Annotated in this window: 31 protein-coding genes and 1 pseudogene; 31 read left to right on the forward strand and 1 reads right to left on the reverse strand. The window is 46.6% G+C overall.

The genetic code is table 11. The features are described 5' to 3' along the window. The first annotated feature begins 8 nt into the window (after positions 1 to 8). The 19 genes and pseudogenes from DW806_RS06915 (at position 9) to DW806_RS07015 (ending at position 13,876) form a co-directional block, all read left to right on the forward strand. The gene (locus DW806_RS06915) at positions 9 to 338 is read left to right on the forward strand and encodes a DUF3784 domain-containing protein (protein ID WP_003061243.1); all 330 of its coding nucleotides are present in this window, start codon (positions 9 to 11) and stop codon (positions 336 to 338) included. A gap of 15 nt (positions 339 to 353) precedes the next feature. Further along, positions 354 to 584: a hypothetical protein gene (locus DW806_RS06920; RefSeq protein WP_003060191.1), complete on the forward strand. Its 231-nt coding sequence runs from the start codon at positions 354 to 356 to the stop codon at positions 582 to 584. A 166-nt stretch (positions 585 to 750) separates the two neighbouring features. Then, complete coding sequence (locus DW806_RS06930) at positions 751 to 1,521, forward strand: ABC transporter ATP-binding protein (protein ID WP_003061398.1); 771 nt, start codon at positions 751 to 753, stop codon at positions 1,519 to 1,521. Next, complete coding sequence (locus tag DW806_RS06935) at positions 1,511 to 2,353, forward strand: FtsX-like permease family protein (RefSeq protein ID WP_003060411.1); 843 nt, start codon at positions 1,511 to 1,513, stop codon at positions 2,351 to 2,353. The genes DW806_RS06930 and DW806_RS06935 overlap by 11 nt, the downstream gene beginning before the upstream one ends. Before the next feature lie 20 nt (positions 2,354 to 2,373). Beyond that, positions 2,374 to 2,457 (forward strand): 23S rRNA methyltransferase attenuation leader peptide, encoded by an 84-nt coding sequence (locus DW806_RS06940; protein ID WP_001814874.1) that lies wholly within the window; start codon positions 2,374 to 2,376, stop codon positions 2,455 to 2,457. Positions 2,458 to 2,581: 124 nt separating this feature from the next. Then, on the forward strand, positions 2,582 to 3,319 hold the full coding sequence (gene erm(B) / locus DW806_RS06945) for a 23S rRNA (adenine(2058)-N(6))-methyltransferase Erm(B) (RefSeq protein ID WP_001038795.1): 738 nt from the start codon (positions 2,582 to 2,584) through the stop codon (positions 3,317 to 3,319). A gap of 145 nt (positions 3,320 to 3,464) precedes the next feature. Next, entirely contained in the window at positions 3,465 to 3,749 is a 285-nt protein-coding gene (locus tag DW806_RS06955) for a topoisomerase C-terminal repeat-containing protein (protein ID WP_002326770.1), read from the forward strand. Positions 3,750 to 4,043: 294 nt separating this feature from the next. Continuing rightward, entirely contained in the window at positions 4,044 to 4,463 is a 420-nt protein-coding gene (locus DW806_RS06960; RefSeq protein ID WP_003061815.1) for an RNA polymerase sigma factor, read from the forward strand. 3 nt (positions 4,464 to 4,466) lie between these two features. Beyond that, positions 4,467 to 4,694, forward strand: a complete 228-nt coding sequence (locus tag DW806_RS06965; RefSeq protein ID WP_279220776.1) for a helix-turn-helix domain-containing protein — start codon at positions 4,467 to 4,469, stop codon at positions 4,692 to 4,694. Positions 4,695 to 4,800: 106 nt separating this feature from the next. Continuing rightward, on the forward strand, positions 4,801 to 6,180 hold the full coding sequence (locus DW806_RS06970; RefSeq protein WP_118729522.1) for a ParB/RepB/Spo0J family partition protein: 1,380 nt from the start codon (positions 4,801 to 4,803) through the stop codon (positions 6,178 to 6,180). Between the two features lie 309 nt (positions 6,181 to 6,489). Next, on the forward strand, positions 6,490 to 6,846 hold the full coding sequence (locus DW806_RS06975) for a DUF7768 domain-containing protein (RefSeq protein WP_178105371.1): 357 nt from the start codon (positions 6,490 to 6,492) through the stop codon (positions 6,844 to 6,846). Further along, on the forward strand, positions 6,833 to 7,918 hold the full coding sequence (locus DW806_RS06980) for a DNA cytosine methyltransferase (protein ID WP_118729523.1): 1,086 nt from the start codon (positions 6,833 to 6,835) through the stop codon (positions 7,916 to 7,918). Before DW806_RS06975 ends, DW806_RS06980 begins: the two co-directional genes overlap by 14 nt. A gap of 4 nt (positions 7,919 to 7,922) precedes the next feature. Continuing rightward, positions 7,923 to 8,636: an antirestriction protein ArdA gene (locus DW806_RS06985; protein WP_117854412.1), complete on the forward strand. Its 714-nt coding sequence runs from the start codon at positions 7,923 to 7,925 to the stop codon at positions 8,634 to 8,636. A gap of 14 nt (positions 8,637 to 8,650) precedes the next feature. Further along, positions 8,651 to 9,700, forward strand: a complete 1,050-nt coding sequence (locus DW806_RS06990) for a hypothetical protein (protein ID WP_073929956.1) — start codon at positions 8,651 to 8,653, stop codon at positions 9,698 to 9,700. A gap of 91 nt (positions 9,701 to 9,791) precedes the next feature. After that, a complete protein-coding gene (locus DW806_RS06995) occupies positions 9,792 to 10,262 on the forward strand; it encodes a PcfB family protein (protein WP_025543433.1) in 471 nt (156 codons plus the stop codon). After that, positions 10,259 to 11,209 (forward strand): annotated as a pseudogene (locus DW806_RS07000) (type IV secretory system conjugative DNA transfer family protein); the annotation flags it as partial. The gene DW806_RS06995 and the pseudogene DW806_RS07000, both read left to right, overlap by 4 nt. A 90-nt stretch (positions 11,210 to 11,299) precedes the next feature. Further along, the gene (locus DW806_RS07005) at positions 11,300 to 13,180 is read left to right on the forward strand and encodes a recombinase family protein (RefSeq protein WP_118729524.1); all 1,881 of its coding nucleotides are present in this window, start codon (positions 11,300 to 11,302) and stop codon (positions 13,178 to 13,180) included. A 26-nt stretch (positions 13,181 to 13,206) separates the two neighbouring features. After that, positions 13,207 to 13,560: a TnpV protein gene (locus DW806_RS07010; RefSeq protein ID WP_044987169.1), complete on the forward strand. Its 354-nt coding sequence runs from the start codon at positions 13,207 to 13,209 to the stop codon at positions 13,558 to 13,560. Between the two features lie 16 nt (positions 13,561 to 13,576). Next, the gene (locus DW806_RS07015; RefSeq protein WP_004612693.1) at positions 13,577 to 13,876 is read left to right on the forward strand and encodes a hypothetical protein; all 300 of its coding nucleotides are present in this window, start codon (positions 13,577 to 13,579) and stop codon (positions 13,874 to 13,876) included. 27 nt (positions 13,877 to 13,903) lie between these two features. On the opposite strand, the gene DW806_RS07020 is transcribed toward DW806_RS07015, so the two are convergent. Continuing rightward, positions 13,904 to 14,272 carry a helix-turn-helix transcriptional regulator gene (locus DW806_RS07020; protein ID WP_002596316.1) on the reverse strand — a complete coding sequence of 123 codons (369 nt, stop codon included), beginning with the start codon at positions 14,270 to 14,272 and terminating at the stop codon, positions 13,904 to 13,906. A gap of 144 nt (positions 14,273 to 14,416) precedes the next feature. Here DW806_RS07020 and DW806_RS07025 point away from each other — a divergent pair, with 144 nt between their 5' ends. From DW806_RS07025 to DW806_RS07080, 12 genes are all read left to right on the forward strand, one after another. After that, positions 14,417 to 14,605, forward strand: a complete 189-nt coding sequence (locus DW806_RS07025) for a helix-turn-helix domain-containing protein (protein WP_117801973.1) — start codon at positions 14,417 to 14,419, stop codon at positions 14,603 to 14,605. Next, positions 14,598 to 15,299 (forward strand): response regulator transcription factor, encoded by a 702-nt coding sequence (locus DW806_RS07030; RefSeq protein WP_117801974.1) that lies wholly within the window; start codon positions 14,598 to 14,600, stop codon positions 15,297 to 15,299. Before DW806_RS07025 ends, DW806_RS07030 begins: the two co-directional genes overlap by 8 nt. Before the next feature lie 2 nt (positions 15,300 to 15,301). Then, positions 15,302 to 16,225, forward strand: coding sequence for a sensor histidine kinase (locus tag DW806_RS07035; protein WP_118697709.1), 924 nt, complete (start codon positions 15,302 to 15,304; stop codon positions 16,223 to 16,225). A gap of 91 nt (positions 16,226 to 16,316) precedes the next feature. Continuing rightward, on the forward strand, positions 16,317 to 17,084 hold the full coding sequence (locus DW806_RS07040; RefSeq protein WP_117801976.1) for an ABC transporter permease: 768 nt from the start codon (positions 16,317 to 16,319) through the stop codon (positions 17,082 to 17,084). A 12-nt stretch (positions 17,085 to 17,096) separates the two neighbouring features. Continuing rightward, positions 17,097 to 17,522 carry a DUF3887 domain-containing protein gene (locus DW806_RS07045; RefSeq protein ID WP_117801977.1) on the forward strand — a complete coding sequence of 142 codons (426 nt, stop codon included), beginning with the start codon at positions 17,097 to 17,099 and terminating at the stop codon, positions 17,520 to 17,522. Between the two features lie 17 nt (positions 17,523 to 17,539). Then, a complete protein-coding gene (locus DW806_RS07050) occupies positions 17,540 to 18,463 on the forward strand; it encodes an ABC transporter ATP-binding protein (RefSeq protein ID WP_117802011.1) in 924 nt (307 codons plus the stop codon). After that, positions 18,456 to 19,187: an ABC transporter permease gene (locus tag DW806_RS07055; RefSeq protein WP_055221125.1), complete on the forward strand. Its 732-nt coding sequence runs from the start codon at positions 18,456 to 18,458 to the stop codon at positions 19,185 to 19,187. The genes DW806_RS07050 and DW806_RS07055 overlap by 8 nt, the downstream gene beginning before the upstream one ends. 13 nt (positions 19,188 to 19,200) lie before the next feature. After that, positions 19,201 to 19,932, forward strand: a complete 732-nt coding sequence (locus tag DW806_RS07060) for an ABC transporter permease (protein ID WP_182397936.1) — start codon at positions 19,201 to 19,203, stop codon at positions 19,930 to 19,932. A gap of 470 nt (positions 19,933 to 20,402) precedes the next feature. Further along, on the forward strand, positions 20,403 to 20,816 hold the full coding sequence (locus DW806_RS07065; RefSeq protein WP_118729525.1) for an RNA polymerase sigma factor: 414 nt from the start codon (positions 20,403 to 20,405) through the stop codon (positions 20,814 to 20,816). Positions 20,817 to 20,919: 103 nt separating this feature from the next. Next, positions 20,920 to 21,372, forward strand: coding sequence for an RNA polymerase subunit sigma-24 (locus tag DW806_RS07070; RefSeq protein ID WP_118729526.1), 453 nt, complete (start codon positions 20,920 to 20,922; stop codon positions 21,370 to 21,372). A 10-nt stretch (positions 21,373 to 21,382) separates the two neighbouring features. After that, positions 21,383 to 21,844 carry an RNA polymerase sigma factor gene (locus DW806_RS07075; protein WP_118729527.1) on the forward strand — a complete coding sequence of 154 codons (462 nt, stop codon included), beginning with the start codon at positions 21,383 to 21,385 and terminating at the stop codon, positions 21,842 to 21,844. A gap of 28 nt (positions 21,845 to 21,872) precedes the next feature. Beyond that, positions 21,873 to 22,163, forward strand: a complete 291-nt coding sequence (locus DW806_RS07080) for a DUF3847 domain-containing protein (protein ID WP_118729528.1) — start codon at positions 21,873 to 21,875, stop codon at positions 22,161 to 22,163. Positions 22,164 to 22,184: the final 21 nt, after the last annotated feature.

The following is a 22,184-nucleotide window of genomic DNA, read 5'->3' on the forward strand; positions in this document are numbered from 1 at the left end:
GAACGATTATGGAATTAGAGGAATTGATTGTTGAAATAGTTATAGGATTGTTTTTACTTTTTACATCTTATCAAATAGGTATAAAAGAGAATATTACTTTATTACATGGTTATCATTATACACAACTTGACCCTAAAGATAAAAAGGTGTTTACAAAAAAAATAGGAATAGGCACTTTACTGGTTAGTATTGGTATTCTTGTTATGCCGATTATCAATTTAATCTCTCATTCTGAATTAGGCTATTACATAGGTCTTATTTTGATTGTTGTAGGAGTGTTTTATATCATATTCATCATTGTAAAATACAATGGAAAACTTATTAGCTTTAAAAAGTAGAATTGAGGTATGAATATGATAGGACTGAACAAAAGAGATATAAAAAAGGCATTGAAAGCTGGTGCAAAAGCTGGCGGTGTATCATTGGCTGATGTTCGGGCGGATATTGAAGCTACGATTGATGAAGCTATGAATAGCACCGACCCAGAGGTGCAGGCAAATTTCAAAAAGTATTTTGGGAATAAACGCCCTACACCAGAAGAATATATTTATATCATTACGAAAAAGACAAAGGCAAAATTATAATAAAAGGGTCGTGGAAATGCTTCACAAAATTGTGATCTGCATTATCACGGCTCTTTTACTCTCTGTTTACTTTCAAAACTGTAAGTGTAATTGAATACTGCCCTTGCTATAATTTAATTGTATTCCAAAACAAATAAATGTGGCAGGAAGAAAGGAGCGATTTTTAATGGAACACATTTTAAATTTAGAGCAAGTAAAAAAATACTACGGGGGTAACTCTGGAAATATCACAAAGGCAGTAGACGGTATTTCTATGTATGTAGATAAGGGCGAATTTGTCGCAATCATGGGAGCTAGTGGTTCTGGAAAGACTACCCTATTAAACTGTATCTCTACGATTGATACTGTAACCAGCGGACACATTACAGTCAATAATCAAGATATTACCAAAATCAAGGATAAAGATTTTGCTGATTTCAGACGTGAAAATTTAGGGTTCATTTTTCAAGATTTCAACCTTTTAGATACTTTAACGATTGGAGAAAACATTTCTTTATCATTGGTTATCAACAAACAGAACCCTACTGATATTGAGAAAAGAGTTCATGCTATCGCCGATAAATTGGGTATTCGTGATATTTTATCGAAATTTCCTTATGAAGTTTCTGGCGGACAAAAACAGCGTTGTGCTTGTGCTAGAGCCTTAATCAATGAACCGAAACTGATTTTAGCTGATGAACCGACGGGAGCTTTGGACTCAAAAGCTTCCAGATTATTACTGGAAACAATGTCTGAAATCAACAAGAAAATGCAGGCTACTATTTTAATGGTAACACATGACCCGTTTAGTGCGTCTTTCTGTGAACGTATTTTGTTCTTGAAAGACGGTAAAATATTCAATGAAATTTTCAGAGGGGAAAAAAGCAGAAAAGATTTCTTCAATGAAATACTGGATATATTAACCTTGCTCGGAGGTGAAGTGGGAAATGTTAGGTAAGTTAGCGTATAGAAATACAAAAAGAAATATTAAAGATTATTTGATTTATCTGATAACCGTTACTGCATCCTTTTCTCTTATATTTGCTTTTAATTTGGTGGCAAATTCTGATGAAATTGTAAAGTTATGTTCCAGTATGGATGCATTTAAGAATTCATTGTTCGCTGTAAATATTCTTATTATTTTTGTGATATGCTTTTTGATCAACTATACAACGAAATTTATGTTTGAAAAAAGAAGTAAAGAATTAGGAACATATATGCTTCTTGGCATTAAGAAAAAAGAAATTGCCCACTTAGTTGTAATTGAAAATATACTGTTGGGAATTTTAGCATTTGTATTAGCTATTCCTATTGGCTTTTTATTCAGCCAGTTTGTGTCGTTAGTAATTGTAAACTTACTGGGTATTCCAAAAACTCTCTTTATTTCTTTGAATTTCGTTTCTATTGGACTATTGATAATTTATTTTTTAACTATTTATGTTTTGGTTTTGCTTAATCTATTAAGAAGAATAAGTAAAATGACGATACGTGATTTTCTTTATTTTGACAAACAAAATGAAAAGAAAATGTTCCGTGACAGTAAAAAAAGAAATGTCATTTTTGTTTTAAGTATTATTCTTGGTGCGATTTCTCTTTTTCTCTGGAATTCACGTTGTACTATGGATAATTTTAATAAGCAAGAAACACTTACTTATTTGATGGTAAGCGTAATCATGTTGATTATCAGCATTTATGGTATATCTACAACTTGTGCAGATATGTTCTTGACTGTTATCTTAAAATTTTGTATAATAGGAATTGAAGTTAAATTAGATGCTAAAAATTTGTAATTAAGAAGGAGGGATTCGTCATGTTGGTATTCCAAATGCGTAATGTAGATAAAACATCTACTGTTTTGAAACAGACTAAAAACAGTGATTACGCAGATAAATAAATACGTTAGATTAATTCCTACCAGTGACTAATCTTATGACTTTTTAAACAGATAACTAAAATTACAAACAAATCGTTTAACTTCTGTATTTATTTACAGATGTAATCACTTCAGGAGTGATTACATGAACAAAAATATAAAATATTCTCAAAACTTTTTAACGAGTGAAAAAGTACTCAACCAAATAATAAAACAATTGAATTTAAAAGAAACCGATACCGTTTACGAAATTGGAACAGGTAAAGGGCATTTAACGACGAAACTGGCTAAAATAAGTAAACAGGTAACGTCTATTGAATTAGACAGTCATCTATTCAACTTATCGTCAGAAAAATTAAAACTGAATACTCGTGTCACTTTAATTCACCAAGATATTCTACAGTTTCAATTCCCTAACAAACAGAGGTATAAAATTGTTGGGAATATTCCTTACCATTTAAGCACACAAATTATTAAAAAAGTGGTTTTTGAAAGCCGTGCGTCTGACATCTATCTGATTGTTGAAGAAGGATTCTACAAGCGTACCTTGGATATTCACCGAACACTAGGGTTGCTCTTGCACACTCAAGTCTCGATTCAGCAATTGCTTAAGCTGCCAGCGGAATGCTTTCATCCTAAACCAAAAGTAAACAGTGTCTTAATAAAACTTACCCGCCATACCACAGATGTTCCAGATAAATATTGGAAGCTATATACGTACTTTGTTTCAAAATGGGTCAATCGAGAATATCGTCAACTGTTTACTAAAAATCAATTTCATCAAGCAATGAAACACGCCAAAGTAAACAATTTAAGTACCATTACTTATGAGCAAGTATTGTCTATTTTTAATAGTTATCTATTATTTAACGGGAGGAAATAATTCTATGAGTCGCTTTTGTAAATTTGGAAAGTTACACGTTACTAAAGGGAATGGAGATAAATTATTAGATATACTACTGACAGCTTCCAAGAAGCTAAAGAGGTCCCTAGCGCCTACGGGGAATTTGTATCGATAAGGGGTACAAATTCCCACTAAGCGCTCGGGACCCCTTGTAGGAAAATGTCCTAAGTGTGGCAACAATATTGTATTAAAAAAATCGTTTTATGGTTGTTCAAATTATCCTGAATGTAAGTTTACTTTAGCTGAACATTTTAGAAAGAAAAAACTAACCAAAACGAATGTAAAAGAATTACTGGAGGGAAAAGAAACCCTGGTAAAAGGAATCAAAAACAAAGAGAAAAAGCCCTACAATGCCGTTGTAAAAATTGGGGAAAAGGGATATATTGATTTTATCTCTTTTTCAAAATAAACATAAAAGCCCTTTAAAGAGGGCTTTTATATATTAATCACAAATCACTTATCACAAATCACAAGTGATTAATCACAAATCACTTGTGATTTGTGATTCTTAATGATACAATATTACTATGTTTTAGCTTTAAAGGCTCGTACAGACTATATGTTTTGTGCGGGCTTTTTTCATACCCGAAAAAATTTAAAAAATTTTTCAAAAGAGGTCATTAAATCACACCTAGCTGTCCTTATATGGTGCGGAAAGAGGGATAAACACTTTTCAAATCATAAAGGAAAGGAGGTGAGATTGATGAAACCGTCTGACTTCCAGAAAACAGTTCAATGTCGTTTTGAAAGTTGTTTAAAGAAAGTTGTCCGTAGTGTCGTGAAAGATTATTACAAGGAATTAAACCGTCGTAAGAATAAAGAAATATCTTTCAGCGAATTGCCAGATGTCCTTGTTGATAAAATGGCTGTTTGGGACGACTACGAAACAGATTATACAATCTTTTCAGTATGTGGCATTGATATTCGTGTCCTTGATGATGAATTGGCAGAAGCCTTGAAGAAACTTCCAGAAAGAAAACGCAATACTCTGTTGATGTATTACTTCTTGGAAATGACAGAAAGTGAAATTGCCAACTTGCAGAAAATCACGCAAAGCGGTGTATTTAGAAACCGACATCACGCTTTGGAAACTATGAAAAAAATACTCAAGGAGGAACATTAGAAAATGAAACAGTTATTTAAGAAACCGTCTTATTACTTGATTTCATCAGCTATGGACGGAAACGAAAAAGCGATTGAAAAATTACTGGCATTTTATGACCCTTACATATCAAAGTGCTGTTTGCGTTCACTTTATGATGAATACGGCAATGTTTGCAACGGTGTACAAAGGGAACATAATAAAAAACTTAATAATGGACTGCCAATCTTACACAAAGTACCGCCCAAATGAGACTACGGGCGGTATTTTTGTATCATGGCGGAGAAAGGAGGAACTTCCCACGGGGGCTTGACTGAAAAGTTGAGCCCCTTTTTTCATGCCAAAAAACAGGAGGTAAATGCTTATGGCAGATGATAAAACCACAAAAACGCCGGAACAGCCGGTAACGGATACCGGACCGGGCAAAGAAACACCGCCTACTCCCCCAAAAGAGCCGGAGAAGGTTTCCGTTTCCCCGGAGCCGGAAAAAAAGACGGAACCGGAGGTAAAGAACCCGCAGGTTTCCGTCTATAACTTCACTGAAATTATGAAGGAAAAGAAAGCCGAGGAACGGGCGGCAGCTCCCGGCGTGGAAAAGCCTGACCCGGCAAAAACGGAAAAACCGGAAAAGCAGCCGGAGGCTCCGAAGAAAGCGGAGGAAAAACCCAAAGAGCCGGAACAGCCAAAGCGCCGGGGCCGTCCCCCGAAAGCAGATAAGGACAAGGCCGCAACCCCGAAGCCCGAAGCTCCCGCACAGAAAACGGAAAATGCGGTCAAAAAGGAACCGGAGAAAAAAACGGCGCCAACGGTACAGGCCGCTCCCGCTCCGAAGGGACCCGAAAAACCGAAGGATGCACCACGCCGGGGCAAGGAACAGATCGTCTATATCAAGCTGAACGAGCTTCACGCCTTCAAGAACCATCCCTTTGAGGTTCGGGATGATGAAGAAATGCGGGCTATGGTGTCCAGCGTCAAGGACAAGGGCGTGACCCAGCCCGCTATCGTCCGTCCCCGTGAGGATGGCGGCTATGAGATCGTGTCCGGCCACCGCCGCCAGAAGGCCAGCGAGCTTGCCGGATATGCGGATATGCCCTGTATTGTTCGCAATCTGACGGACGATGAAGCCATCACGCAGATGGTCGAGGACAATCTCAACCAGCGTGAAGAAATCCTCCCCAGTGAACGGGCCAAAGCCTTGAAAATGCAGCTTGAGGCCATCAAGCACCAGGGCTCCCGCACTTCGGGCCAGATTGACCCGAAGGACGCAGGAAAACGCTCCAACGAAATTGTAGCCGAGCGCAATAAGATGGCGGTCAAGCAGGTGCAGCGGTATATCCGGCTCAATGAGCTGGTTCCCGACCTGATGAAGCTGATGGATGAAAAAAAGCTGGGCTTTACTACGGCGGTGGAGCTTTCCTATATCGGCAAGAAGAACCAGAACTATATCGCCGTCGCCATTGACAGCCAGCAGTCCTCGCCTTCACAGGCGCAGGCAAAGCGTATGCGTGAGCTGGACGAAAAGAAGCTGCTCAACGGGGATGTGATCGACGGCATTATGATGGAGGACAAAAAGGAGGTAGACAAAGTGATTTTGACAGGTGCGGAACTGAGCAAGTATTTCGGCAAGGAAACTACGCCGAGGGAAATGAAGGACCAGATCATCAAGCTGCTGGACGACTGGAAGGGTCAGCAGAAGGAACATGAAAAGCCGGAGAAGAAAAACGAACAGGAAAAGTAAGCCGAAACTTCGGGTCAACATGGCCCGAGGATTGCGGGGCTCTGCCCCGCGCCCCGAAGCTCTGGAGATATAAATCATTCCCCGTCGCCAGTTATTCCGTAGCATAGCCGGGAAAATCAGTCAAGGGCAGCGCCGCCGCAGGCGGTGCCAGAGGCACCCTTGACGGATTTCTCCCGGTTATGCTTTTTCCCGGTCAAGCGACGGGGATATAAATTCTCCAGAGCCGTTCCCCTTCCCGGGGGAAGGGGCGGAGGGGTTGGGCGATACCTTGCTTTTCCCTAAACCAAAACAGAAATGGAGGCTCAACCAATGAAACGACCTTTAGCGTACCTGACCGCCGCATGGAGCGGCGAGCCGGATGTTGATATGGAGCTGGCGGCCCACTACTGCCGCCTTGCTTATGAGGCGGGCTTTTCCCCAATCTGCCCGCTCTTGTATCTGCCGCTGTTTTTGAATGACAGCGTTCCCGAGGAACACAAGGCCGGGATTGATATGCGCCGGGATATGCTGCGGCGCTCCCATACCCTGATCGTCTGCGGCAGCGTTGTGGACGAGGATGTAAAAAACGATATTGCGGTTGCCGGGCGGCTGGGCATTGCGGCGACAACGCTGGAAGGGGTGCTTGCCGTGAAGGGACACGGCACCCCGGGCTATGCCGGACATTAAGCTGGGGAGCCTTTTTGACGGGATCGGCGTGTTCCCTCTGGCTGCTTCCCGGTGCGGTATCCGTCCGGTATGGGCCAGCGAGATTGAAAAAGCGCCCATCTCCATAACCAAAAGGCACTTTCCCGATATGGCGCATTTGGGAGATATTACGAAGGTGGACGGCGGGAAAATCCCGCCGGTCCATGTGATAACCTTCGGCTCTCCCTGTCAGAACCTTTCTCTGATCGGCAACCGCTCCGGCCTTGCCGGGGCAAAATCAAGCCTGTTCTATCAGGCGTTTCGTATCATACAGGAAATGAGGGATGCTACTGATAACCTATATCCAGCTATCGCTGTTTGGGAAAACGTCATGGGAGCGTTTTCTACAAATGACCGGATGGACTTTAGAGCCGTCCTATCCGCCTTCTCGGACACCGAAGTTCCAATGCCTCCTTCGGGAAGATGGGGAAACGCCGGAATGGTGCGAGGGGGAACGCCTGATGTGTGCTGGCGGCTCATGGACGCCCAGTATTGGGCAGGCTCCCGAAGGCTGGCACGAAGGCAGCGGATTTTCGTCGTGGCGGATTTTGGAGGCAGACGTGCCGCAGACATACTATTTAAGCCCCGTCCAATGCTCCCACTTCCTCCGCCTTGCGGAGAGGGCGGGTGGGCCGCCGCCGAAGGAGATCGAACAGCTTCTTTTGAAACAGGGCGGCAGATACCAGTCATCCACCCCTTTCAGTGCTTCCGTATGCGGGGAGCGGCAAAAAGGCAGGAAGAAACGGCCTTCCGAAACAGCTTCGGATTACCAACTGACCCTTTTCCCACTCTTTTAGCCAGTGATGTAACGCCCTTTGCCTTCTGGTATGAGGGCGACCCGGAGGGCGGCTGCATCCGTTTTCAGACGGAAACGGAAAGCGAACGGCTGATGGGGCTGCCGGAGGGCTGGACAAAGTACGGGGCGGACGGCATGGAGATCCGGCCTCTGCAACGCTACAAGGCGCTGGGAAATGCGATTGCCCTCCCTTGCGCCGATTACATTATGGCCGGGATCTATGAGGTGCTGGCTGGCAGGGCCGGAAAGGAGGAATAAGCCCATGTTTGAAGCCTATATAACCAATACAGCCCTGTACCCCTTGATGGGGATCGAGGTAGGGACAACGGTACATTTCCCCATGACGACACAGGAGTTGCAGGCCGCCCTTGCCAAAATCGGGATAGACGGGAAACGGTACAGCGAAGTGTTCTTTACCAGCTTTGACAGTGATGTGCTGGGGCTCTACGATTATCTCTACGAATGTGAGAACATCGACGAGCTGAACGAGCTGGGCCACGCCCTGCTGGAAGTACGGGATAAGGGCGGACTGGAAACCTTTGAAGCCGCTCTTGTCTTGGGAAACCACACAAGGAGCGTGAAGGATTTGATAAACCTGACGCAGAACCTTGACCTTTACCGCTTTTACCCGGATATTTCCGATGATGAAGGGCTGGGCCGTCTTTACGCCGACGAGCTTGGGACTATCGACATACCGGAGCACATTCAGAACTACTTCGATTATGAGGCATACGGGCGGGATGTGCGTATCAACGAGGGCGGCGTATTCGCTCCCGGTGGGTATGTGTCGGCAGTCCCGGAGGGCTTCAAGGAGTATTACCACGGGCCGCAGGACATTCCGCCGGAACACCGGATATTTGCCTATCCTGAAAAGGCCGAGCCTGTCCACTCCATTCTCGCTGCACTCAAACGGTTTCAAGAAGCCCCACCCGCTCCGAAAAAGGACAAGGCGGGGCCTTCCCATGAAGAACGGTAAGACTTCGGGCCAGCATGGCCCGAAGCATAAAGGAGGTGCATACCATCAACTTTTACCCTATCAATGAAGGAGCCGCCCGCCGGGCAAAAGAAATGAACAGCTTTTCCGACTACAAGGAAGGGAGCGCAACGGCGGAATACCGGGCAATGGTGGATAAGGCCGCCGCCATAGCGGAAAAGCAGAAATCCCGGGTGGACCCCATGTACCATGAGAAGATCGACCATCTGTTAGACACCTACGCCCGCAAGCTGGCCGAAAACATGAACCAGGGCTTTGCCATTGACGCGAGGGTTCCCTCTGTGCTGATCGCCGGGCCTTCCAATTTCCCGGTGGGAAAGAAGGAAAAACAGAACCGGGCGCGGGACAGCAACATGGAGGAATGGCGGCATATTCAAGGGCTGCTGGATAAGATACGCAGCACCGGCATGGGCGGGATCAGCGCCGATGACCCGGCAGCGATTGAAAAGCTCCAGAAGAAGCTGGACGGGCTGGAACGCTCCCAGCTCATTATGAAGGAGGTCAACGCCTATTACCGCAAGCATGGCAAGCTGGACGGCTGTGCGCTGCTGTCGCCGGACCAGATTGAAAAGCTGAAAGCAAGCATGGCGTCAAGTTGGCGAAGCGACCCGAGGCCCTTTGAAAGTTACCAGCTAACCAACAACAATGCGGAGATCCGCCGGGTAAAGGCCCGTATCGAACAGCTTTCCAAACAGGCACAGCAGGAATTTTCCGGCTGGGAGTTCGATGGGGGTCGTGTGGAAATGAACCGGGAGGACAACCGCTTGCAGGTGTTCTTTGACGGAAAGCCTGACGCGGACACCCGGGCCGAGCTGAAAAGCAGCGGCTTTCGTTGGGCTCCCAGCGTGGGCGCATGGCAGAGGCAGCTCACGGACAACGCCATCCGGGCGGCTGACCGTCTGGAATGTATCAAGCCGCTGTCCGGCGAAAAGCCCTCCCAGCTTCAAAAGAAGCCCTCTATCTTGCAGACCATGCGGGAACAGGGCGAAAAAGTCCAGACGGAGCCGGAAAAGAAAGCTCCGTCCGGCAGAGATGCCGAGCGGTAAGCCTCGGGCCACATTGGCCCGAGGTTTTCTGTTCCCCGAGATTGTACGGGGGCCTCCCGGATAGCGAGAACCCCGACGGAAAGGAGGTTTTATGCAGGAAGAAGTAAACCAAAAAACGGTTGCCCTTTCGATCAGGACAACGAAGCTCACAGGAAAAGTGCTGGCTGCCGCTCTTGGCAAGGTGGTTCGGGCGCTGCAAAAGCACCACCAGAAGGCGCTGACCCCGCAGGGACGCCAGAGCGTGAAAAAGCTGATGAACCACTATGGCGGCAAAAGTGCCATGCCCTATGTGGGAGCTCCAAAGGATTTTGACCGGATCGCGAAGGAGTTCCATGTGGACTACGCTTTCCATAAAGTGAGCCCCGGTCATTACCTGCTGTTTTTCAAAGCCAATCAGGCGGACGCTATCACGGCGGCCTTCCAGAAGTACAGCGCAAAGGTGCTGAACAAAGAGCAGGACAAGGCTTCCATCCTCGGTCAGCTTCGGAAATTCACGGAGCAAATCAGGACGCAGGCAAAGGAAAAGCAGCGGACCAGAGAGGCGGTGAAGGACGGACGTTGAGTGACAAGATCAGAAAATATGTGCTCCCAAACCTGCCGTACCTCTTTGTGTTCTGGTTTTTCTCCAAAATCGGGACGGCCTACCGGATCGCCCCCGGCACAGACTTCGGGACAAAGCTCATGGGGATGCTTGATACCTTCCCCAAAGCCTTTGAAACCTACTGGCCGGGGCTTGGCAGTATTGACCTGCTGGTGGGCCTTGCCGGTGCGGCTGGGGTGTATCTGCTGATACAGTCAAAGATCAGGCAGGCGAAAAAATTCCGGCGGGATGCGGAATACGGCACCGCCCGCTTTGGAACAAAGGAGGATATAAAGCCGTTTGTAGACCCTAAATTTCAGAACAATGTCATTCTGACCGGGACGGAGTTCCTTACCATGAACACCCGTCCGAAGATACCTGCCAATGCCCGGAACCTAAACGCCTGTGTCATCGGCTCGTCCGGCTCGGGAAAGACAAGGTTCTGGTTGACCCCGCAGCTCCTTCAAGCCCATTCCTCGTATGTGGTGGTAGACCCGAAGGGCGGCACCCTCGACCAGTGCGGGCGGTTTCTGCAACGGGAGAAATACAGGGTGCGGGTGTTCAACAGTATCGACCTTTCAAAATCCATGCACTACAATCCGCTGGCCTATATCAAGACAGAAAGCGATGTTTTGAAATTTGTTACCGCCCTGATCGCCAACACCAAAGGCGACGGCAAGGAGGGCGACGAGTTCTGGACAAAAGCAGAAACCCTCTTGTACTGCGCCCTTGTGTCCTACATCGTCTTTGAGGGGCCGGAGGAAGAACGCAACATGAATACGCTGGTGGAAATGATAAACAGCATGGAAGTCCGGGAGGATGACGAAACCTTCAAAAATGCGGTGGACTATATGTTTGACGGGCTGGAACGCCGCAGCCCCCAGCACTTCGCCGTGAGGCAGTATAAGAAATACAAGCTCGCCAGCGGTGATATATGCTCTAAGTGACTTCTTAATCATGATTTTGTCATGGTTAGTGAAGCAATCACTTAGAGCATTTTTGTTTCAGGAGGTACAGCCATGAGAAATGAAAAAATTACCCCACTGTACGAGCGCCTGAGCCGGGACGACGAGTTACAGGGCGAGAGCAATTCCATATCCAACCAAAAACAGATGTTAGAGGATTTTGCCCGCCGGAATGGGCTGCCAAACCCTATGCACTTTACCGATGATGGTATCTCAGGCACCCGGTTTGACCGCCCCGGATTTTTGGCGATGATGGAGGAAGTGGAGGCAGGGCGTGTAGAGGCAATCGTCATCAAGGATATGAGCCGGTTGGGGCGCGACTATCTAAAGGTCGGTCAAGTTATGGAAGTTTTGCGGCAGCGAGGCGTTCGTCTGATTGCCATCAACGACGGTGTAGACAGTCTGAAAGGTGATGACGATTTTACCCCGTTCCGCAACATCATGAATGAATTTTACGCCCGTGATACCAGCCGGAAAATCCGCTCTGTGTTTAAGTCAAAAGGCATGAGTGGCAAGCACCTGACCGGCACTGTGATTTACGGCTACTTATGGGACGAAAAACGGGAGCATTGGCTGGTAGATGAGGAAGCTGCCGAAGTGGTACGCCGTATATTCTCCCTCACGCTGGAGGGATATGGGCCTTACCAGATTGCCTGCAAATTATCCACAGACCGGATTGAAATTCCTGTCGTACACCTTGCCCGCTTCAACGAGGGTGTGAACCGTTCAAAGCCGGTCAAAGACCCCTATGGATGGGGATCATCTACCATCGTGAACATTTTGAAAAAACGAGAGTATTTAGGGCATACCATCAATTTCAAGACCCGCAAACACTTTAAGGACAAGAAAAGCCACTATGTTTCTGAGGACGAATGGACGATCTTTGAGAATACCCATGAAGCCATTATCGACCAGCAGACCTTTGATTTGGCGCAGAAAATCCGCAGCAATGTACGGCGTTATCCAAACGGCTGGGGCGAAGCGGCTCCCCTCACAGGCTTGCTCTATTGTGCCGATTGCGGCGGCAAGATGTATGTCCACCGCACCAACAATGGCAAGAGGATTTCTCAATATACCTGTTCCAATTATACCAAAGTTCCGTGTGGGACACTATGCCCTACACAACACCGTATCAATGAGAGTGCTGTCCTGACATTGGTTTCCGACACGCTCCGGGCTATCGCTGAATATTCCAGAAATGACCGGACGGAATTTATTCACACTGTTCAGGAGACGCAGGTTGCTCAACAGAGTGCCGATATATCGAAAAAGCGCAGGCGTTTGGCTGCTGCCCAAAAGAGAGCCGGAGAACTGGAAAAACTGATTTGCAAAATCTATGAGGACAACGCCCTCGGCAAGCTGCCGGATGCACGATATAAGGCGCTTGATGCACAGTATGCCAAAGAGCAGGATGCACTTGAGATTGAAATTGCAGAGCTGGAAAAGGCTGTTACCGGCTATGAGCAGAGCCAGAAATCAGCGGAGAAATTTATAGCCCTGATTGATAAGTACGAGAATTTTGACACTCTGACAAACACCATGCTCAATGAGTTTGTAGAGAAAATCCTTGTCCACGAACGCGCCCGAAAAGGCAGTCAGGACACCACGCAGGAAATTGAAATCTACTTCAATTTTTTAGGACGCTATATCCCACCATCCTTACAGCCGGTTCCTTTAACCCCGGAGGAACAGGAAGAACTGCGGAAAAAAGAAGAACGCAAGGACAGGCTTCATCAGAATTATTTGAAGCGGAAAGCCAGCGGCGCACAGAAACGGTATGAGAACAAAATCAAGGCGAAGAAAAAAGCGGAAATGGACGCTAAGAAAGCCCTGATCCGGGCTGAGGATATGAAAAAAGGTGTTTTTTCTACTGTCGGACAGCTACCAAAAGAAGAACCGCACAAAGGCAGCATAGCAGCCAGCGCAGCAGTCTAATCATCACGAAGCAAAGGAGAATGAATATGAGTAAGTTGACTTACATTCGTTGTGGAGATTATGATATACCCAACCTAAAACTTTCTGAACAGCCGGAAACTTCTATCGGCAAGTACGGCAGAATGCGAAAATCCTACCTAAAGGAACATCGCCCCATTCTCTACAACCATCTGCTGATGAGCGAGAAGCTGTATCCACACCTGATAGAGATTGACCGGACAGCGCAGGAGCGTGTGGACACTATGTTGCCTCACATGATGGAGACTGCGGGTGTCACGGAAGAACTGAAAGCCTGTGACCCTATGCGTTGGGTGGGGCTGATGAACACATTAACGGCACAGATTGAGGAAATTTTAATCAGGGAACTGATTTGCAGCTGAATGGGAGGTGCGGGAAATGCTGACCTTTGAAAAGATTTTGAAAGTGTTTCAGGCATATCTGGATGATGATCCACTGTATGAGGTGGTTCAGACCAGCCACGGTTATACATTGATGGCATGGGAACCCCACCGGAATGACTGGTACAGCGCTGAAATACAGAAAACCCCGGAGGATTTACGGAACGCTTTGTTGGGTACATACGCCAACTTTCTGGAAGATAAGATTACTGGAAATGACCGTGACCTGACTGTGACAGAAACCGGAGAAATCCAGCAGAGGTGTCGGGAACTTTTGGAAAAGTGCCGGGAACCTTGATATAGAAATGCCAGAAGGAGGCCGCGATTATGCGTCCTCCTTCTGCTTCGCAGTCTGTTCCATTTTGAGCGCCCCGTCTATGGCACCTTCGATAATCGGCAGGTATTCTTCAGGGCAGAGTTTCAGCTTGTGGCTGACCCGTTGCCGCTGTTCGCTTTCTTCCCGCATGATCTCCGGGTTAAAATACCGTTCCACGGGAAGTCCGCAGATCTTAATCAATTGGATCATCACAGGCAGGCTCGGAATTGCACCTTGATTCTCAATGTTGGCAAGATACCGCCATTCAATCCCAACCATTTCCGCCAATGTTTTTCGCGCCAGACGCTTTGCCTCTCGTGCGGCTTTGACATCTGCACCAAAGGTTTCAAAACCGGGACAATCTTCAACTTTCGCCATATAGCATCACCCAGTTACATTGTATAATTCATACTTTGCCCGTGGAATGTTGCTATATGCAGTTTAGTTGAAGTTTATAATTCATATTCCATTTCTTGCATTGTTCGAGAAAGAGAACTATAATGTATTCTGTGGAGGTGCGAAATGGACTATATGACATTGAAAGAGGCCGCCGAAAAGTGGGGCGTGACACCTCGTAGGGTAAATTATTATTGTGCCGGAGAGCGTATCCCCGGCGCTATGAAAATGGCTGGTGTTTGGCTGATCCCCAAGAACGCAGAAAAGCCGATTGATGGAAGAACAAAACAAGGGAGGTTGCTGAAACATGAATAGCGTTTTGATTATAGACGATGACAAGGAACTTTGTGCCTTGATGAAAAAATGTGTGGAACAAGAAAATTTATCTGCGGTAGTAGCACATGGCGGCTTAGAGGGTCTGAGGCTACTGGAAAAAAACAAGGATACCTGTTCACTAATTATTCTGGATGTGATGATGCCAGATATGAACGGGTTTCAAGTATTGCAGAAAATCCGAGAGAAAAACAATGTGCCGGTGCTGATGCTGACCGCCAAAAGCGACGAAGAAGATAAGGTTTCTGGTCTGCGGCTGGGGGCGGACGATTATCTGACAAAGCCGTTTGGAATTAACGAACTGATGGCTCGTGTCAATTCTCTAATCCGGCGCTATACCACCTTAAACCCTGTGACTGGAAACGAAGCCGCCACCATGCTTCTGAAAGATATGGTAATTGATAAAATCAACCGAACCGTAACGGTTCAGAATCTCTCGGTAGACTTGACCGGCAAGGAGTTTGACTTGCTTCTATTTCTGGCGTCCAACAAAGGACGGGTCTTTACTAAAAAGCAACTTTATATGCAGGTGTGGACAGAAGAATATGATTTTGACGACAATAACCTCATGGCATTTATCAGTAAACTGCGAAAAAAAATCGAGCCAAATCCAGAACAACCTTTTTATATTCAGACTGTCCGCGGTGTAGGGTATCGCTTTAACAAGGAGGCATGAGCATGGAAATTAACCTTTATCTATTGTTGTCCTTATTGATTGCTTTGCTGGTAATCAGCTATCTTTTGGGAAAACTTCACCGCGTCCGTGGTCAGCTTTTTCTTATTAGGGATGCCCTAAACGATATAAAAGCCGGGAATTTGAACCGCCGTGTATTGGCGCGGGAAAGCGACCTGACAAAACAAATCTGTTATGATATTAACGAGATTGCCATGAGCAGCCAATCTCGGCTTATACAGCAAAAGCAATCCGAACAGGCTTATAAACGGCTTATGACAAGCCTTTCCCATGATGTAAAAACCCCTCTTGCTTCTCTGGTTGGATATTTGGAGGCTGTGGAAAGCAAGATGGTAACAGGAGCTGAGAAGGAAGAATACATTCGGGTGGCTATGGAAAAAGCCCACCACCTGAAAGATTTTGTGACCGCCCTGTTTGAATGGGTGAAGCTGGATGCCGGGGAACAGATTTTTCATTTTGAGGTCTGTGACCTGAATGAGCTTTCCCGTGACATCATGGCTGATTGGGTGCCGCTGCTGGAAAACCACGATCTTAGCTATGAAATTGAGATACCTGAAACAGAATACATGACACGTGTTGACTCTACCGCCTACACTCGTATTCTCAATAATTTACTGCAAAATATCCTGACGCACAGTGATGCAAGCAAAGTTTTCCTGACCGTGACTGAAACGGAGCAGCAGGCAAAAATCGTTGTTGCTGATAACGGCAATGGGATTGCCGCCTCTGATCTCCCGCATATCTTTGAACGGATGTATCAATGTGATCACTCCCGTTCTGCCAAAGGGAACGGGCTGGGCCTTTCGATTGCCAAAGAGTTAGTCAGTATTCATAAAGGAACGATTACAGCCGCCAGTGTTCCCGGAAACGGAACAACCTTTATCATCATACTTCCGAAAGCTCTGTGATCCCACAGAGCTTTTTTGAAAAAATTTTATCTCGGCAAGGTTATGGCAAGGTTTGCGTTTTATAATTGGAACCATGAAAGGAGGAAACCGTATGACGATTATTACAACTGAAATCCAGAAATGGAAACGGAATAAAATTGTCTGGTGTATTTTGGCTCTGACACTTCTGCTTGGAGCGTTTGCGATTGAGAGGGCTTGCAGCATTTCAAGGAGCAGTCCCTTTATGGATAGTTTTGGCGACCTTTACACACTGGCCTTTAAGAATATGTCCAGCCTGTTTCTGCCGATTGTGCTGGGAATGTTTGCAACGACATTGTTTTTCGATGAACACAAAAATGACACGATGAAAGAACTGCTTATCATCCCTATTACAAAAGCACAGCTATACTTTTCAAAAGTCGCTGTGGTTATTCTGATGTCCGTAGGACTGTGCCTGATTACTTTTCTTTTGTGTGTTGTCGGTGGGCTGATTGCCGGAGGCTTTCCCGATCTGAACGCCCAAACACTGATGGACGCTGGTCTTTTGTATCTGGCAGGTGGTATTCTGATTCCCATAGCCATGCTTCCGATTGTGTTTCTTTCCACGCTGTCAAAGGGATATATCCTGCCCATTGGCGCAACGCTGCTTTATCTGATTCCCGTAGTCATTGCCCCGGCTTATCTTACGGGAATACACCCGCTGGCAAGCGTGATGGGGATTTATCCCCATATTTCCGAAGCGGCCGCAGCTATGGTAGAAAGCCTGATGCAAGGCGTTTTATCCAATACTTCGCCGCTTGTTTGTGTCGGTTCGCTGCTCTTGATCGGTGCTACATTTGCCGCCGCATCCGTAGTGGCTCTAAAAAAGCAATCTTACTGAAAGGAAAGACTTATGAAACGATTGAGTTGTTTATTACTCGGTATTCTGCTTGTTTTTTCTCTTTGTGCCTGCCAGCAGGCCGCTCCATCTTCCGGCGAGGCTCCCGACCAACAGGCCATTACGGAAGAAGCAACCGAATACTTTAACCAAATGATGGATGGAGATTTTGAAACTTTCTTCAATGCGTTGCCGCAGGGCGTACAGGACAATATTTCTGCGGAGACGATACAGGAAACATGGGAAGAAGAAGTCGATAAGCTGGGCGGGCTGCCGGAGAACACTTCCCCGGATGTGTCCTGCTATGCGCCGGAACACTCTGACCAAATCCGTGTTGAATTTGTCATTCCTTGTGACAAAGGCAATTTCAAAGTATTCATCAACTATTTCCCGGATGGCAGCCTTTACAACTATGTTATCTGGAAGAACGAAACAAAATGAGAAAGCGAGGTATTTTTATGAGTGATCTTGTGATTGAAACCAAAAAGCTGACAAAGATTTACGGGGAACAAACTGCCGTTAATTCTGTGAATCTTCATGTGAAGCCGGGCCGGATTTATGGACTTTTAGGACGCAACGGAGCCGGTAAAACCACAATTATGAAAATGATTTTGGGCCTTACACCAATCACTTCCGGCGAAGTAGATGTGTTCGGACAGAACATCAAAGGCCATGAGAAACGCATTTATCCCCGTATTGGGGCCATCATCGAAACTCCCGGCTTTTATCCGAATCTGACCGGAACAGAAAACCTTGAAATCTTTGCGAAGTTACGAGGGACACCCCAGCCCAATGCCGTCAAGAATGCGCTGGAAGTTGTGGGATTGCCCTACAAGGACAAAAAGCTGTTCAGTAAGTATTCCCTCGGCATGAAGCAGCGCCTCGGTATTGCCAACGCTATTCTGCATGACCCGGAGCTTTTGATTTTGGACGAGCCGACCAATGGACTTGACCCTATCGGTATAGCCGAAGTGAGGAACTTTATTAAGAATTTAAGTGTGGAGCGTGGCAAAACCATCCTAATTTCCAGCCATATACTTTCCGAAATTTCACTGTTGGCAGATGACATAGGCATTATCGACCACGGGATTCTGCTGGAAGAAAGCAGCATGGAAGAATTAGAAAAGAAAAATCGGAAATACATCCAGCTTCAAGTGTCGGATATTCCAAAAGCCTCTTTAATTTTGGAAAGGCAATTCCATGTGACCGATTATGCGGTGCAGGACGAACACAACCTGCGGCTTTATGACACCGCACTGGATATGGCGGCAATCAACAAGGCCCTTGTGGTGCAGGATGTAGCTGTTATCAGCTCCCAAATCTGCAATGATACCCTTGAGGATTATTTCAAACAGATCACAGGGGGAGAGGGAATTGCTTAAACTGATACAAGTTGAATTTCTAAAACTGCGCCGGAGAAAGTTTATCTGGCTCATGCTGCTGGCGGCGCTCTTTATGCCACTGGCTGCCGTATTTTACTTTTCAAGTGTCAAAGGAACCGGTGTGGACCCCATTATGTTTTACAAATGGACAGCGTTCAGCTATACCCCGTGGATTATCCTGCCGGTGGTGTTGGGAATGTTGTGTACCATGCTGATGTATAACGAAAACCAGTATGATATGCTCAAACAGCTTTGGATTGTACCGGTCAATAAAATGGCATACTTTTTCAGCAAGTTTGCTGTGGTGCTGGTGTATTCCATTTGCTTTATGCTAGTTACCGCAACGGCGTCCATTCTGACCGGCGTACTATCTGGTTATATTCCCTTTGACAGTGAAAGTGTCCTTTATCTTTTGCGGAAGTGTATGGAAATTTCTCTGTTGACCGCCTTTGCGGTGTTACCAGTACTGGCGGTTGCCGCAGCGCAAAAGGGCTATATTCTCCCTGTTTGCCTGACGCTGATTTATACATTCCTCGGCTTTATCCTCTTGATGGTGAATATGTACCTACATCCGCTGTCCAGTATGACCGCTATTGTTATGTATGATATTCCGGGTGTTGTATTTGATCAGCCATTAAATATTCCAGCCGCATTTCTGTGTATTGGTGTATGGGCTGCTGCTTCGGCTGTATTGGCGAATGTGGCATTGGTTCGGAGAAAGTGAGGTGCAAAAAATGATGAAAGATTTGCTTTGGGCGGAGAGCCAGAAACTCCACCGTTCCAAAATACTCTGGATTGCTGGGTTTGCAACAGTCATGGTAGGGTTAATCGTCTTTGCACAGGGACAGTTTACATTCTATGACCGCCGATATATTAACGGGGCTGGATGGTTTATGACAGCGGCCCAATCCCTTGCTACCTTTTATGTTCTGCCTGCTGTAATTGCCCTATTGGGAAGTTATATGATTTGCCGGGAGGAACAGGAGGATACCTTAAAATCTCTGCGGCTCATTCCCGTAGATGAAGTGAAACTGACACTTGCCAAAATGATACTTGCCTTTGTGTTCAGCGTTCTGATTTACCTTTTACTTTTTGCAATTACCTTTCTTGTCGAGGCAGTTTTGCATTTAGAAGCACTTTCCGTTGGCCTTGTGTTAGAAAATCTGAAAATATATTTTCTGGATGGGGTAGGCGTATTCTTTGCAATTTCGCCTATTATCGCTCTGGTAGCGCGGATGAAAAAGGGGTATTGGCTGGCTCTGGTATTTGCAGAAATTTATTCGTTTGCTGGATTATTTGCGAGTATGTCCCAGCAGTTAAAGACGGTATATCCCATGACAGCCGTTTTCAATATCTCTGGTTATTATAATGCAAATATGTTTCAGGTTTTAATCGGCGTTGTAATTCTGATGGTTTGTGTGATTTTGTCATTGTTAATTTTGAAAGGATGGAACCGCAAGACTAAATAAATGCAATATATCTAATGATCTGCCGGACGACGGCAAAAGAAAAAAAGCCGTCGTAAAGCAGACACATTTTCACGCGCCTATGAAGCGGCGGCTTTGATTTTCAGAGCCGCCGTTTCTTTTCGTCTATCCTAAACCAACGACGACCTAACACCGTGTAAATCCACGGCGGCATATAGGAGGATTGCCGCCGTGTCTATTTTTGCCTTTTTTCACAGTCCCCATGACCTGCACCAGCTAAAAAAAGCCTGTTCCCAGCAGCGGAGCAATGCGGTCAGAAGTATGCACTATACCATGTAACTAAACAGCAAAATATACTCTATTACGCTCGTATGGCTTTATGCCGTCCGGGCGCTTTTTTGTCTCTATGGAGTCGGAACATCGGGTCAGCATGGCCCGAACTTTATCCCCGGTGCCGTTCTCCGCCGCCCCATTCAGATTTTCCCGAAAAAATCTGAATGGAGGAAAGGCAGATGGAAGTTACCATCAATTATAACGGACAAGCTGTGGCCGTGGAGGTCACGCTGGAAGTCTATGAATTTCTTGACCGGGCCGATCACAAAACGGAGAACCTGTTCCATGAACAGCGGCGGCATTGGGATGGCCGGGAGTTTGACGAGTACATCATTACCACCGAGGGTGTAGGAGCCTACGGCGAAACGCCGGAAGAATACCTTTGCCGCAAGGAAACACTGCATGAGCTGATGGCTGTTCTGGACACCTGTACCGAGGCCCAGCGCCGCCGGTTCCTGCTCTATGCGCTTGACGGGCTGAGCCTTGCAGAGATCGGTGTGCTGTGCGGCTGCTCCAAAGTGGCTGTGTATCAAAGTGTGGAGGCGGTCAGAAAAAAATTTATAAATTTCTTTGAGAACAGGCTTAACAAATGACCTGTTTTCTGGCTACCAAGTGAAAGGGATCATTTCCCTTATCTCAGCGAGGGGCGGACAGCGGACGAGCTGCCCGCCTCTCCAATTTTCAGGAGGTAAGCCTATGAAAACAATCAATCTGCGGTGGATGTATCCCCACTACCGGCATGACGAGTTTGTGGATGTTACGGACGAGGTATGGGCAGCGATGTATCAGGCCCAGCGGGAGATGGAGAACTATGAGCGTCGGAAAGTCTACCACCGCGCCTACTACTCTCTGGACGCATACAGCTGGCTGGAAAATTACGCACTGGAACACAGCAGATCGCCGGAAGATATTTTGCTGGAACGAGAAGAAATGACCACCCGCCTGCACCTGATTGCAGCTCTGCCTGCGGCTCTGGCTCATGCCACTCCGACACAGGCCCGCCGTGTTCACGCCTACTACATTGCCGGTATCAAGCAGCCGGAAATCTCCCGGAGAGAGGGCGTCCACAGCAGCAAGGTCAGCGTTTCCATCCGTCGGGGGCTGCGGAATATGCGCCGTTGCTATGATGGCCTTTTCCAAACAGAGTGAGGGCGTGCCTATGCAGACCATCAATCTCAAACAATATTATCCATTTTGCAAAGAGGACATTTTTGTGGAGGTGTCCGATGAGATCGTCGAAGCGTTTCTTCTGGATAAGAGGGCCGAGGCTGCCAGAGAGCGCAAGATGTTCCGGTATAAGGCGTTTTATTCCCTCGATTGTAACGATGGAATCGAAAATGCCGCAATCGGCTGGGCACAGCCATCGCCGGAGGATCATCTGATAGAAAAAGAAGAATTAGCCGAATACGAAGAACTGATACGGCGATTGTACGAAGCCATTTCTTCCCTGCCGCCTATGCAGGCCCGCCGTGTACACGCCCGATATATGGTGGGTATGAAAGTGAAAGATATTGCCGCAATGGAGGGTATCACGCCATCACAGGCGGGAAAATCCATCCATGCCGCACTGCGGAGGCTGCGCCGGTACTTTGCTCGACAGAAATGGACGGTTAATCTATGAGTATTTTCAAAGAAAAGAGGTGCCTGACATGAACGAAAAAATTACAGCCCACCCCCAAAAAGAAGAACGGGAGAAAGTCCTGAAGGAGATTCGGCAGCTTGAAAACCGAAAGAAGATTTTGGAGAACAAGCAGCGGAACGAAGAACGCAGGGTTCGTACCCGCCGCCTGATTGAGCGTGGAGCCGTTTTGGAGGGGATTTTCCCGTTGGCTCCCGACCTTTCCGACGCAGAGGTCAAAGCATTTTTGATTGCCCTGTCCCATCTTCCGGGGGCTGCGGAATTGACTGCAAACCTGCCAAAATCCGGGGACACGCCATAAGTCCCTTGTTTACAAGGGCGC

The organism is Butyricicoccus sp. AM32-19 (genome assembly GCF_003480365.1).
GTDB lineage: Bacteria > Bacillota > Clostridia > Oscillospirales > Butyricicoccaceae > Agathobaculum > Agathobaculum butyriciproducens.

Excerpts from the sequence above, each read along its gene's own strand:
- DW806_RS06915 (WP_003061243.1), top strand. The coding sequence starts at position 9 with ATGGAATTAGAGGAATTGATTGTTGAAATAGTTATAGGATTGTTTTTA.
- DW806_RS06920 (WP_003060191.1), top strand. The coding sequence starts at position 354 with ATGATAGGACTGAACAAAAGAGATATAAAAAAGGCATTGAAAGCTGGT.
- DW806_RS06930 (WP_003061398.1), top strand. The coding sequence starts at position 751 with ATGGAACACATTTTAAATTTAGAGCAAGTAAAAAAATACTACGGGGGT.
- DW806_RS06935 (WP_003060411.1), top strand. The coding sequence starts at position 1,511 with ATGTTAGGTAAGTTAGCGTATAGAAATACAAAAAGAAATATTAAAGAT.
- DW806_RS06940 (WP_001814874.1), top strand. The coding sequence starts at position 2,374 with ATGTTGGTATTCCAAATGCGTAATGTAGATAAAACATCTACTGTTTTG.
- DW806_RS06960 (WP_003061815.1), top strand. The coding sequence starts at position 4,044 with ATGAAACCGTCTGACTTCCAGAAAACAGTTCAATGTCGTTTTGAAAGT.
- DW806_RS06965 (WP_279220776.1), top strand. The coding sequence starts at position 4,467 with ATGAAACAGTTATTTAAGAAACCGTCTTATTACTTGATTTCATCAGCT.
- DW806_RS06970 (WP_118729522.1), top strand. The coding sequence starts at position 4,801 with ATGCTTATGGCAGATGATAAAACCACAAAAACGCCGGAACAGCCGGTA.
- DW806_RS06975 (WP_178105371.1), top strand. The coding sequence starts at position 6,490 with ATGAAACGACCTTTAGCGTACCTGACCGCCGCATGGAGCGGCGAGCCG.
- DW806_RS06980 (WP_118729523.1), top strand. The coding sequence starts at position 6,833 with ATGCCGGACATTAAGCTGGGGAGCCTTTTTGACGGGATCGGCGTGTTC.
- DW806_RS06985 (WP_117854412.1), top strand. The coding sequence starts at position 7,923 with ATGTTTGAAGCCTATATAACCAATACAGCCCTGTACCCCTTGATGGGG.
- DW806_RS06990 (WP_073929956.1), top strand. The coding sequence starts at position 8,651 with ATGGCCCGAAGCATAAAGGAGGTGCATACCATCAACTTTTACCCTATC.
- DW806_RS06995 (WP_025543433.1), top strand. The coding sequence starts at position 9,792 with ATGCAGGAAGAAGTAAACCAAAAAACGGTTGCCCTTTCGATCAGGACA.
- DW806_RS07005 (WP_118729524.1), top strand. The coding sequence starts at position 11,300 with ATGAGAAATGAAAAAATTACCCCACTGTACGAGCGCCTGAGCCGGGAC.
- DW806_RS07010 (WP_044987169.1), top strand. The coding sequence starts at position 13,207 with ATGAGTAAGTTGACTTACATTCGTTGTGGAGATTATGATATACCCAAC.
- DW806_RS07015 (WP_004612693.1), top strand. The coding sequence starts at position 13,577 with ATGCTGACCTTTGAAAAGATTTTGAAAGTGTTTCAGGCATATCTGGAT.
- DW806_RS07020 (WP_002596316.1), bottom strand. The coding sequence starts at position 14,272 with ATGGCGAAAGTTGAAGATTGTCCCGGTTTTGAAACCTTTGGTGCAGAT.
- DW806_RS07025 (WP_117801973.1), top strand. The coding sequence starts at position 14,417 with ATGGACTATATGACATTGAAAGAGGCCGCCGAAAAGTGGGGCGTGACA.
- DW806_RS07030 (WP_117801974.1), top strand. The coding sequence starts at position 14,598 with ATGAATAGCGTTTTGATTATAGACGATGACAAGGAACTTTGTGCCTTG.
- DW806_RS07035 (WP_118697709.1), top strand. The coding sequence starts at position 15,302 with ATGGAAATTAACCTTTATCTATTGTTGTCCTTATTGATTGCTTTGCTG.
- DW806_RS07040 (WP_117801976.1), top strand. The coding sequence starts at position 16,317 with ATGACGATTATTACAACTGAAATCCAGAAATGGAAACGGAATAAAATT.
- DW806_RS07045 (WP_117801977.1), top strand. The coding sequence starts at position 17,097 with ATGAAACGATTGAGTTGTTTATTACTCGGTATTCTGCTTGTTTTTTCT.
- DW806_RS07050 (WP_117802011.1), top strand. The coding sequence starts at position 17,540 with ATGAGTGATCTTGTGATTGAAACCAAAAAGCTGACAAAGATTTACGGG.
- DW806_RS07060 (WP_182397936.1), top strand. The coding sequence starts at position 19,201 with ATGAAAGATTTGCTTTGGGCGGAGAGCCAGAAACTCCACCGTTCCAAA.
- DW806_RS07065 (WP_118729525.1), top strand. The coding sequence starts at position 20,403 with ATGGAAGTTACCATCAATTATAACGGACAAGCTGTGGCCGTGGAGGTC.
- DW806_RS07070 (WP_118729526.1), top strand. The coding sequence starts at position 20,920 with ATGAAAACAATCAATCTGCGGTGGATGTATCCCCACTACCGGCATGAC.
- DW806_RS07075 (WP_118729527.1), top strand. The coding sequence starts at position 21,383 with ATGCAGACCATCAATCTCAAACAATATTATCCATTTTGCAAAGAGGAC.
- DW806_RS07080 (WP_118729528.1), top strand. The coding sequence starts at position 21,873 with ATGAACGAAAAAATTACAGCCCACCCCCAAAAAGAAGAACGGGAGAAA.